Raw genomic sequence first — 11,102 nt, forward strand, 5'->3', positions numbered from 1 at the left:
GGGTGGCGGGGGTGTAGCGCTGCAGGGGCCCGTCGAGCACCCGTTCCCGCAGGTCGGCGGGGCCGTGGGCGAGGAGGACCAGGCCGCTGGAGGTGGCGTGCAAGGGAAGGCGGCCCGCGATGCGGGTGTAGTTGACCACCGCGCCCGGTGCCGTCAGTCGCTCCAGGAACAGCACCTCGTCACCGTCCAGGACGCCGAGCTGCACATGGTGGCCGACGACGTCGTGAACGCCCTCCATGAACGGCATGGCGGCGTTGCGCAGCGACAGGGTGGGCGAGGCTCGGGTGGCCAGTTCCCATATGCGCGTACCGACACGGATCCGGCGGTCGGCGTCCCGGGTCAGGAACCCGTGCGAGACCAGCTCGGCCACCAGGCGCGACGCGGTCGCCACGTGCAGCCCCGTACGCCGGGAGATCTCCGAAACGGTCAGGGCCGACTCCTCCGGCGTGAACGCCTCAAAGATCCGTACGACCCTCGCCAGGACCGACTCGCCGTTGTGTGTCCTCACCTCGCCATCATCGGATTCCTTTCAGGCAGGTCAAGGGGGGGCACCACGTCCGCTCGTCCACCGACGGTTATGGCTTCGCCCTGACCAACCCGGCGTCGTACGCCAGGATGACGGCCTGGATGCGGTCGCGCGCCCCGATCTTGGCGAGGACACGGCCGACGTGCTTCTTGACCGTGGACTCGGTGAGGACGAGCCGTTCGGCGATCTCCGTGTTGGTCCAGCCGTGGCCGATGGCGACCAGTACCTCACGTTCGCGGTCGCTGAGCGTCTGCAGCCGGGGATCCACCGGCGCGGGGGCGCCCGCCGGTGCGAGGACCTGGTGGGCGTAGGCGTCCAGCAGACGCCGGGTCAGGCTCGGAGCCACGACGGCGTCGCCGGTCGCGACCGCGTGGATGCCTGCCACGAGTTCCTCGGGGCGGGCGTCCTTGAGCAGGAAGCCACTGGCGCCGGCTCGCAGACCTTCGTACGCGTACTCGTCAAGATCGAACGTGGTGACGATGAGCACGCGGGTACGGCCGCCGGAGGCGACGATCCGGCGTGTCGCCTCGAGACCGTCCATGCCGGGCATGCGGATGTCCATGAGGACCACGTCGGGGCGCAGTCGGGCGGCCAGGCGGACGGCCTCGGCCCCGTGCTCGGCCTCGCCGACCGGGCTCAGACCGGGCGTGCCCTCCAGGAGCATGCGGAAGCCCATGCGCTGCAGGGGCTGGTCGTCGGCGATCAACACGGTGGTCATGACAGAGGTTCCGCCGAGACCGACTGGGCGGGGGTGGAGGGCACGTCGAGTACGACGTCCACGATCCAGCCGTGCCCCGTATCGCGAGGGCCGATGGTGACGGCACCGCCGTACATGGCGGCCCGCTGGCGGATGCCGATCACGCCGTGCCCGGCGTCGCCGGTCCGCGCCTCCGGCTCCGCCTGCATGCGTGCGCCGTGCGGTACGCCGGTGTCGGCGACCCGTATCCGTACCTTGCCGGTGTCGACTGCCACGGCGACCTCGGCGGCGGAGCCCGTACCCGCGTGCTTGAGTGTGTTGGTCAGCGCTTCCTGGACGATGCGGTACACGGTGAGCTGAACGCCGCTGCCCAGGGAGTCGAGCTCGCCCAGGGACCGGTAGGTCACCGCCAGCCCCGCCGCGCGAACCCGCGCCAGCAAGGGGTCCAGCTCGCGGATTCCTGGCTGCGGACTGAGCGGCCGTACGTCATCCTGCTGTTCCTCGCGCAGCACGCCCAGAACGCGGCGCAGTTCACCCATGGCCTGCCGACCGGTGTCGCCCAGGATGCGCAGGGCCTCGGCGGACTGCTCGTTGCTGTTGGCAGCCAGAGTCGCGGCACCGTCCGCGAGACCGACCATGACTGAGAGATTGTGGCCGACGATGTCGTGCATCTCGCGCGCCACCCGGGAACGCTCGGCCGCGGCCGTGAGCTGCACGCGTTGGTCGTGCTCGATCTCGAGGCGTCCGGCGCGGTCCTCCAGCGCCGCCAGATACATCCGGCGGATACGGAGCGTCAGGCCGACGGCGACGGCCGCGGTCGACGTCCCCAGCAGGAAGAAGAGGCCCAGCAGCGGGCGTTCGACCGGCACAATGACAGAGACCGCCAGAGTCAGTTCGACGACGGTAAGCGCTGCAGCCCAGCCCAGCATCCGCAATGAACCGTGCAGCGCCAGGGTGTACAGGGCGACGAGCATGCTGATTCCCGCCTGCTGCCAGATGCCCAGCGACCACTGGACGAGGGACACCAGCGCGATCACGAAGAACGTGACGGCCGGGACCCTGCGTCGCCACCACAGCGGCACGATGAGGGCGGCGGCGAACACGAACGGAACGCCGGACGGCAGCTCGCCGCGAGAGGCCGCCCCTTCCCCGAAGGGGTTGTTGTGGTCGCTGGAGATCAGGTCGGGCAGGCTGACGAGGGCGACGATCAGCACCACCGCGGTGTCGAGCAGCCATGGATGCCGTCGGTCCAACCGCTGCCGGTGGCTCTGTCCGCGCAGCATTCGCCCCAGCAGGGGATGCCCCCAGGCGGCGTCGAGCCCAGGGGGCGGCGGGAGCGCCGTCCCCTGGGTGGTGTCCGCGGCGGCTGCCGCCCGTTTCGGACTCATGGCCCTCATTGTCGCCGGTGCGCTGGTCACGCGTCGGTTCGGGCCAGCCGGTACGCCGCCCCGGCGAGTGTCAGCGCCACCCAGCCGGCGAAGACCGCGAGCCCCGCCCCGGGCGAGAGGGAGTCCGAGGACTCTTGCAGGGCGTAGACGGCCGACCCCGCGTTGCTGGGGAAGTAGGGGTTGATCGTGTCGTACCACGAGTCGGGCAGCAGCGAGGCCAGGCCGGGGAGGATGAGCAGGATGCCGACCAGGGCGGCGATGGCCCCGGCGGAGGAGCGGATCAGTACCCCCAGAGCCACGCCGAACACGGCCACCAGACCGAGATAGGCGCCGGCGCCGGCCAGGCTGCGCAGCACGCCGTCGTCGCCCAGGGAGAGCGCGATCTTCTCGCCGTCCAGGCCCAGAGCGCCCAGCTGGAACGCGGCCAGCGCGGCGATCGTGGTGAGGACCAGCGCGATGACCCCGATCACGACGCTCTTCGACCACAGGACCGGCAGCCGCCGTGGAACCGCGGCGAGCGTGGAGCGGATCATGCCGGTGCTGTACTCGCCGGCGGACAGCAGCACCCCGAGCACGCCGACGGCCAGCGACGCGAAGGTGACGCCGGTGAGCGCCAGGCTGACCGCGTCGCTGTCGCCGCCGGCACCCGGGCCGGGCGGCCCGTCACTCGGGAGGGCGTCCGGACTGTAAGTGGCGGAGGCAATCGCACCGAAAAGGATCAGCAGGAACAGAGCGACGCCCAGGGTGATCCAACTGGAGCGCAGCGACCAGAACTTGGCCCACTCCGAACGCAGCACCCGGCGGCCGGTCACCTTCCGGACCGTCGTGCGGGCAGGCGCCGCGGAAAGCGTGTCGGCAGTCATCAGGCGGCCTTTCGTTCGGTGTCGGCCGGAGCGCTGTGATACTCGACGGCGTCGCGGGTGAGTTCCATGAAGGCCTCCTCCAACGAGACCGACTGCGGAGTGAGTTCGTACAGCGCCACCCCGTGCTCAGCGGCGATCGCCCCGATCTCGTGGGCGCTTCGTCCGGAGACCAGCAGTTCCTCGGCGGAGGAGGAGCTGATCGTGACATCCGGCCCTGCCAGCAGCGAACGCAGCTCCCCGGCCTCGGTGGTGGCTACCTTCACGCCCCCGCCGCCGGCCTCCCGGACGAAATCGTCCACCGTGGTGTCCGCGAGCAGCCGACCGCGCCCGATGATCACCAGGTGGTCGGCGATCAACGCGGTCTCGCCCATCAGGTGCGAGGACAGCATCACAGCCCGGCCCTCGTCGGCCAGCCCGGAGAGGAGATTGCGCACCCACAGCACGCCCTCGGGGTCGAGGCCGTTGACGGGTTCGTCGAGCATGACGATCGCCGGGTCGCCGAGGAGGGCCGCGGCGATGCCGAGCCGCTGGCCCATGCCGAGGGAGAAGGCGCCCACGCGCTTGCCGGCCACGCTGCCAAGACCGGCCAGCTCGATGACCTCGTCCACCCGGCGGCGCGAAATGCCGTGGGTGTGCGCGAGCGCCATCAGGTGGTTGACCGCGGTACGCCCCGGGTGGACGGACTTGGCCTCCAGCAGGCTGCCGATCTCGTGCAGGGGTGCGGCCTGCCTGGCGTAGGACCGTCCGTTGACAGTGACGGAGCCCGCGGTGGGGGAGTCCAGGCCGATGATCATGCGCATCGTCGTCGACTTGCCCGCGCCGTTGGGTCCGAGGAAGCCGGTCACCTCACCCGGCTTGACGGTGAAGGACAGGTGGTCGACGACCGTCTTGTCCCCGTACCGCTTCGTCAGCTCACGCGCTTCGATCATGGAATGGGCCTTCCTCGCCTGGAGCCGGCCACGGACGGGCCGCGCCTCTGTGTTCGAAACTACGAAGACGGCCGGTCAAAACCTTGGGACCACAGGGGACACTTCGGTGTCCGAGTGGTACCGCGGTACCACTCGTCGGGCTCCGTGGCCACGCCTTACCTGTCCACTGCTGACGCATTGCGCCGATGAGCCTGCCGCTCCCGGCGGCCACTGAGCAGTGTGCATCCTGAAGTTGCCGGTCACGGGTCTGGTGTGCGCGGGGTTGAGGATGCTCAAGCTGGTCGCGGGCGTATGACTCCGGTCACGACCGTCGGTCAGCGGGCCACTTCGCGGTTCGTCAGGACGAGCAGAGCCTCACCAGCGTGGTCCCCACGTCAGGTCGGTGCGTACCCCCGGTGGCCGCGGGCCACCCACCTGACCGTGCACGGCTCCGGCGTGGACGGCCACGGCATCGAGCTCGCCCGCCCGGGCGAGTGACAGAAGCGGGGCCGGGCGCGCCTGGAACGGAGGTGCGCCCGGACCGGTCGGGAAGACTCCGGACCCGGACCCGGTGGTCGGAGACCGATTCGAGACCCCGGTGGTCGAGGCTGTGCGGGGCGCGGGCCCGCGAGAGACCCCGGCTCGCCGGCGGACGAACCGCGCCCATCTCTGCCGCCGGGAACCGGAGTTCATGCTCACCCACTCCAGCCGAAGAGGCCGGAAGCCTTCTCAGACCCAGTCGGCGACGGGCACGGAGCGGTTGGCCAGGTGCGTGCGCGAAGATCGGCTCGAGCTCCTTCAGGGCCTCGGGTTCGTGGGGGTTGTCCTGGTCGTGCGTTTCCCGGTGACGGCGGCCATCCCTTCGGCATCTCCGGTGTTGCGGGCGGCCATGGAGCGATCAGCCTTTGTCATCCGAGCCCTGACTTTCGACCGTCTACACGCGAACAGAGTAAATACCAACCATGTGGTAAATTTTGACAGCTCAGCCACTGCGCTGGACCGACTTCACCAGGGAGAGTGAGCGCACCGTGGGTCAGGCCAAAACGCGTGGGCCGTACGCCAAGACACCGGCCCGCAGAGCGGAGATCGTACGGGCCGCACGCGACAGTTTCGCCGACAACGGCTACGCCAAAGCCTCCCTGCGCGACATCGCGGAGCGGGCCGGCATCACCCACGCCGGCCTCCTGCATCACTTCCGCAACAAGGAGGAAGTCCTCGCCGCGGTGCTCGCCGAACGCGATGCCGAGGAATGGCGGCAGGGCCTGGAACAGGTCGACAGCCCGGACCAGCTCGCCCCCTACCTCGCCGAACTCATCCGCCACCACCAGAAGGCGCCCGAGCTGATGCGCCTGTGGATCGAGCTCGCCGCAGCGGCCTCACGGCCGGATCATCCCGCCCACACACACTTCGTCGAACGCTACGAACGCGGGCGCACCCAGTTCGCCGAGGGATTCCACGACGAAGCCGCCCGTGGCAGGCTGCGCGAAGGCGTCAGCCCAGAGAGCGCCGCGGTCCTCTTCCATGCCGTGCTCAACGGGCTCCAACTGCAGTGGGTACTCGACCAGGACCTCGACATCGTCGGGCCCGTCGCCGACTTCGTCGGCCTGCTCTTCGACCACGACCACACCGACGAGTGAGCGGATCGCCACCCAACTCGGCGCCGCGGCGCGCCCATGGGGTACCGGCCGCAGTCAGGGCCGACTGCCGAGCAGCGCTCCACACCCTCTACAGGTGCTCGCGCACGGCCTCGCCGACGGCCTGAGATCTCTCGCTTGCGGACAACCTCGACGATCCGCTCGTGCGCCTCGCAGGAGCAGCGGTGCCGCGCCGGGTCGCACGTGCGCCGCTTCAGCCCGCCCCACACCGGCCGGCCGCGGGTCACGATGACCAGTGAACTGACGCCGACCAGCACGGCGTTGTACCTCACCATGGCGAAGCCATGGTGCAGCCCGGCGTCCCGGCGCTCGAACTCCTCCGAACCGGGGGCCTCCGCGCACCGTCCCGCAGTCAGCAGCCCGCCTCTGTGAGTTCGGCGCCGGTCACCGACGCACCGACCAACGACGTCAACTCGGCCTCCAGCGCCGGCCGGGAGGCCGGACAGCCACGACAAGTTCGGGCGGTACTGCCACTCCTCGGTGTACCGGCCGCCAGTCCTTCTTGCCTTGCTCACAGTGCGCTCGCGTCCCCACTGACCGAGACGTCGCCGATAACGTTCTGATCACGAAGCCGAGCGACAGCCTTCCTGCCCTTGCGATCCCGGTCTACCGTCCAAGCCAAAACCAACCACATGGTAAGAGTTGGCGGTCGCCGCCGCGCACTTGCGCGACGGCGAACTGACGAAGACCGCGGCCGCCCGGCTGCCCCACGAAGGAACCCGCCCATGAGCACTCGGCACCCACACCCTTGACTGCGGCCTCGCCCCCGGTCACGGCTCATCGCCTGCGACGAACCCGTCTCGGCGCTCGCCCCGTTCACACAGGTACGCGCGCTCGACTCGTTCCTCGCCCTCCGGCAATGCCGCCCCACTCCCCCCGGCACGCCAACCACCGTGTGAGCGTCCGCTTCCACCGCGACATCCGCGGGACCAGTCCGGCAGGAGAGACCGCCTCAACCCCGAACACCCCTCCGGGACCGAGGCCGTTGCTCACCTCGCCCGGACGGCCAGGCCGTCGCACGAGCGCCACCAGGCCCCCGACCACCGACGTTCAGGAAAGCACTCGATGATGACCGAATTCCCTCCCGGCTTCCTCTGGGGAGCCTCCACCGCACCGCACCAGATCGAGGGCAACAACCTCAACAGCGACTTCTGGGCGAGCGAGGATCGCATGCCGGGCATGGAGCGCAGTGGTGACGCCTGCGACAGCTACCACCGGTACCGCGAGGACATGCGGCTGCTCGCCGACGCCGGGCTCAACGCGTACCGTTTCGGCATCGAGTGGGCACGGATCGAGCCGGTCCCCGGGATGATCTCGCGGGCCGAACTCGCCCACTACCGGCGCATGATCGAGACCGCCTGGGAACTCGGCCTCACGCCCGTCGTGACCCTGCACCACTTCACCAGCCCGCTCTGGTTCACCCGGGAAGGCGGCTGGCTCGGCGACCGCGCCGTCGAGCGGTTCCGGGCGTACGCCGAGGCGGTTGTCCCGATCCTCGACGGCGTCGAATGGGTCGTCACCATGAACGAGCCGAACATGCTGGCCATCATGGTCGGCATGGCACGGGCGTTGCAGGAGGACCCGCATGCGGCCGACCCGTGGCTGAGCCCCACCGTCGACAACGAGGGCCCGCGGCCGAAGACGCCGGCCCCGGATGTGGAGATCGGCGAACGGCTGGTCGAGGCGCACCACGCCGTCCGGGACGTGCTGCGCGAGCGCACCGGCGCCAAGGTCGGCTGGACGGTCGCCAACCGCGCCTTCGTCGCCCGTCCGGGGGCCGAGGAGAAGAAGCGGGATCTGGAGTACGTCTGGGAGGACCTCTACCTGGAGGGGTCGCGTGGTGACGACTTCGTGGGCGTGCAGTCGTACTCCAGCCAGTGGGTCGGCCCGGACGGTGTCGAGCCCCACCCGCAGCACCCGGACAACACGCTCGTGGGAACCCCGTACCGGCCCGACGCGCTGGGCATCGCCGTACGGCACACCGCGGAGGTCACCGGCGGCATGCCGATCCTGGTCACCGAGAACGGCATCGCCACCGGCGACGACACCCGCCGGATCGCCTACACCGACGAGGCCCTGAAGCACCTGGAGGCGACGATCGCCGACGGCGACGGCGTCGATGTGCGCGGCTACCTGCACTGGAGCCTCCTCGACAACTACGAGTGGGGCCACTGGGCGCCGACCTTCGGACTGGTCGAAGTGGACCGCGAGACCTTCGAGCGCCGCCCCAAGCCCAGCCTCGCCTGGCTGGGCGAGACCGCCCGCCGCGCGGGCAACTGACCGCACCGCCACCGGAAGGACACATCGTGCAGGTATCCGTACCCGACGTATCGTCCCGGTCCCTGGTCGAGCTGATCTCGCTGTCCGGGCGGCGCGCCGTCGTGACCGGCGCGGGCCGCGGACTGGGCCGGGCCATCGCCGAGCGCATGGTCGAAGCCGGCGCGGACGTGCTCGTCGCCGATATCGAGCACGGGCTCGCCGCCGCCGTCGCCGAGGATCTGAACGCCCGCCGCCCGGGCCGCGCGGTGGCCGCCCACGTGGACGTCACCGCCGCGGGGAGCGTCCTCGGGGCTGCCGATCTCGCGGTCCGGGAGTTCGGCGGGGTCGACATCTGGGTCAACAACGCCGGCATCTTTCCCAGCGTTCCGGCGCTGGAGATGTCCGAGAAGACCTGGGACGAGGTGTTCGCCGTGAACACACGCGGTGTCTTCCTCGGATCCCGGGAGGCTGCGCGCCGGATGCGCGAGGCCGGGAGCGGGGGCGTCATCGTCAACGTCGTCTCCACGGCCGGGTTCCGGGGAACGGCCCCCGGGCTCGCCGCCTACGTCGGCTCCAAGCACGCGGCACGCGGCATCACCCGTCAACTCGCCCTCGAATTCGCACCGTTCGGTATCCGGGTCCTGGGCGTCGCACCGACGTACGTACCGACCGAGGGGAACATGGCGGCGGCCGCAGCAGCAGCCGGGGCACCCGCGGACACCGGAGACACCGGAGACATCATGTCCGTGATGCAGCCGAGCCTGCTCGGTCGCCTCGGCGTCCCCGACGACATCGCACGCGTGGTGCTGTTCTGCGCGAGCGACCTCTCGGCCTTCATGACGGGCAGCACGCTCCTCGCAGACGCCGGTGAAACGATTTAATCCGCGACGCCCTACCGCCCCGTCCCCCCTCGGGCCACTGCCCCACAACGACGCGTAGGAGCCCCATGCTCTCGCCCCGCACCAGCCCCACCCGCGACATCGTCAGCCTCGACGGTCTGTGGCGGTTCGCCCTCGACACCCACGCCGGCGCCGCTCCGTGGACCTCGCGGCTCCTCTCCCCTCTCGAAGCCCCTGTCCCCGCCAGCTACAACGACCTGTTCGTGGACGCGGAGATCCGTGACCACGTCGGCGTCGTCTGGTACCAGCGCGAGGTGCGCGTGCCGCGCGGCTGGGCGGGCGAGCGAGTGGTGCTGCGCTTCGGCTCCGTCACCCACGCCGCGCAGGTCTACGCGGACGACCGACTGGTGGCCGAACACACCGGGGGCTACACCCCGTTCGAGGCGGACCTGACCGGGATCGTCCACCCCGGCGCCGAGTTCCGCCTGACGGTCGGCGTCGACAACCGGCTGACGAACGAGACGATCCCGCCCGGCACCGTCACCACCGGCCCCGACGGCCGCGAACGCCAGTCGTATCTGCACGACTTCTACAACTACGCGGGCATCGCGCGCCCGGTCCGCCTGTGCAGCACGCCGCCGACCTTCGTCGAGGACGTCACGGTCGTCACCGGACGGGACGGCGCGGCCGGCATCGTCGAGTACCGCGCGGAGGTCGCCGGTGAGGCCGTCGACGCGATCGCCGTCCGGGTGCGCGCGGTCGACGAGGCGGGCCGGATCGTGGCCGAGGCACACGGACCCGAGGGCGTCCTGCGCATCGAGGACGTCACCCTCTGGCGGCCGGGCGCCGCCTATCTGTACGACCTCGTGGTGGAGTTGGTCGCCGAGGACGAGACCGGTGCGACCGGTGCCGGAGAAGTCGTCGACAGCTACACCCAGCCCTTCGGCGTCCGCACCGTCGAAGTGCGGGGCACCGAGTTCCTCATCAACGGCGAACCGTTCTACTTCACCGGTTTCGGCAAGCACGAGGACACCCTCGTGCGCGGCAAGGGCCACGACGACGCCTACCTCGTCCACGACTTCCAGCTCCTTCAGTGGACCGGCGCCAACTCCTTCCGCACCTCGCACTACCCGTACGCGGAGGAGGTGCTCGACTTCGCCGACCGGCACGGCATCGTCGTCATCGACGAGACCGCCGCCGTCGGCCTCAACCTGGGTGTCATGGGCGGTCTCACCGGACAGGCTCCGACTCCGACCTTCGCGCCGGAGAACTTCGGCGGGATCACCGGCGACGTCCACGCCCAGCACCTCCGGGAGCTCATCGAGCGGGACAAGAACCACCCGAGCGTGGTGATGTGGTGCCTCGCCAACGAGCCGGCCTCCAACGAGGACGGAGCCCGCGAGTACTTCGAGCCGCTGGTCGAGTTGGCCCGCAAGCTGGACCCGACCCGTCCCCTCACCTACGCCGCGGTCATGTTCGCCACGCCGCAGAACGACCAGATCGGCGACCTTTTCGACGTACTGAGCATCAACCGCTACTACGGCTGGTACCTGTTCACCGGCGACCTCGCGACCGCCGAGCAGTACCTGGAGAAGGACCTCCGCGGCTGGGTCCGGCGCTTCGGCAAGCCGGTCATGATGTCCGAGTACGGCGCCGACACCCAGCCCGGCCTGCACTCCGTCTGGGACACGCCGTGGAGCGAGGAGTACCAGAGCGACTACCTCGCCATGTACCACCGCGTGTTCGACCGCATCTCCGAGTTCATCGGCGAACACGTCTGGAACTTCGCCGACTTCCAGACCTCCGCCGGCATCCACCGCGTCGACGGCAACAAAAAGGGCGTCTTCACCCGCGACCGCAAACCCAAGACGGCCGCGTTCGCCCTCCGCGGCCGCTGGCACGGCCTGGGCGGACGCAAGCCCGGCCAGGCCGCGGGCGACTGACGCTCCCCCCTCCCCCGCACCCTC

The 11,102-nt window shown here is 70.2% G+C and carries 9 protein-coding genes; 4 read left to right on the top strand and 5 right to left on the bottom strand.

The window, feature by feature from the left end; translation table 11 throughout:
- The 5 genes from G5C60_RS46675 to G5C60_RS46695 all read right to left on the bottom strand — a co-directional run.
- A partial coding sequence (locus G5C60_RS46675) for a helix-turn-helix domain-containing protein (protein ID WP_165269694.1) occupies positions 1–508 on the bottom strand: 508 nt, incomplete at its 3' end.
- Between the two features lie 67 nt (positions 509–575).
- Positions 576–1,244, bottom strand: a complete 669-nt coding sequence (locus G5C60_RS46680; RefSeq protein ID WP_165269696.1) for a response regulator — start codon at positions 1,242–1,244, stop codon at positions 576–578.
- A complete protein-coding gene (locus G5C60_RS46685) occupies positions 1,241–2,611 on the bottom strand; it encodes a sensor histidine kinase (RefSeq protein WP_165269698.1) in 1,371 nt (456 codons plus the stop codon). Before G5C60_RS46685 ends, G5C60_RS46680 begins: the two co-directional genes overlap by 4 nt.
- A 26-nt stretch (positions 2,612–2,637) precedes the next feature.
- Complete coding sequence (locus G5C60_RS46690) at positions 2,638–3,474, bottom strand: ABC transporter permease (protein WP_165269700.1); 837 nt, start codon at positions 3,472–3,474, stop codon at positions 2,638–2,640.
- Entirely contained in the window at positions 3,474–4,403 is a 930-nt protein-coding gene (locus G5C60_RS46695; protein WP_165269702.1) for an ABC transporter ATP-binding protein, read from the bottom strand. Before G5C60_RS46695 ends, G5C60_RS46690 begins: the two co-directional genes overlap by 1 nt.
- 1,007 nt (positions 4,404–5,410) lie before the next feature.
- Here G5C60_RS46695 and G5C60_RS46700 point away from each other — a divergent pair.
- The 4 genes from G5C60_RS46700 (at position 5,411) to uidA (ending at position 11,078) form a co-directional block, all read left to right on the top strand.
- Complete coding sequence (locus tag G5C60_RS46700; RefSeq protein ID WP_165269704.1) at positions 5,411–6,019, top strand: TetR family transcriptional regulator; 609 nt, start codon at positions 5,411–5,413, stop codon at positions 6,017–6,019.
- Between the two features lie 1,086 nt (positions 6,020–7,105).
- Positions 7,106–8,317, top strand: coding sequence for a family 1 glycosylhydrolase (locus tag G5C60_RS46705; protein WP_165269710.1), 1,212 nt, complete (start codon positions 7,106–7,108; stop codon positions 8,315–8,317).
- A 26-nt stretch (positions 8,318–8,343) separates the two neighbouring features.
- Positions 8,344–9,177, top strand: coding sequence for an SDR family NAD(P)-dependent oxidoreductase (locus tag G5C60_RS46710; RefSeq protein ID WP_165269706.1), 834 nt, complete (start codon positions 8,344–8,346; stop codon positions 9,175–9,177).
- A gap of 65 nt (positions 9,178–9,242) precedes the next feature.
- The gene (uidA, locus tag G5C60_RS46715; RefSeq protein WP_165269708.1) at positions 9,243–11,078 is read left to right on the top strand and encodes a beta-glucuronidase; all 1,836 of its coding nucleotides are present in this window, start codon (positions 9,243–9,245) and stop codon (positions 11,076–11,078) included.
- Positions 11,079–11,102 lie beyond the last annotated feature (24 nt).

The sequence above is a fragment of the Streptomyces scabichelini genome (genome assembly GCF_011045015.1).
GTDB classification, from domain to species: Bacteria; Actinomycetota; Actinomycetes; order Streptomycetales; family Streptomycetaceae; genus Streptomyces; species Streptomyces scabichelini.

Coding starts and splice junctions, on each gene's coding strand:
- G5C60_RS46685 (WP_165269698.1), bottom strand. CDS start 2,611: ATGAGTCCGAAACGGGCGGCAGCCGCCGCGGACACCACCCAGGGGACG.
- G5C60_RS46695 (WP_165269702.1), bottom strand. CDS start 4,403: ATGATCGAAGCGCGTGAGCTGACGAAGCGGTACGGGGACAAGACGGTC.
- uidA (WP_165269708.1), top strand. CDS start 9,243: ATGCTCTCGCCCCGCACCAGCCCCACCCGCGACATCGTCAGCCTCGAC.
- G5C60_RS46705 (WP_165269710.1), top strand. CDS start 7,106: ATGACCGAATTCCCTCCCGGCTTCCTCTGGGGAGCCTCCACCGCACCG.
- G5C60_RS46690 (WP_165269700.1), bottom strand. CDS start 3,474: ATGACTGCCGACACGCTTTCCGCGGCGCCTGCCCGCACGACGGTCCGG.
- G5C60_RS46680 (WP_165269696.1), bottom strand. CDS start 1,244: ATGACCACCGTGTTGATCGCCGACGACCAGCCCCTGCAGCGCATGGGC.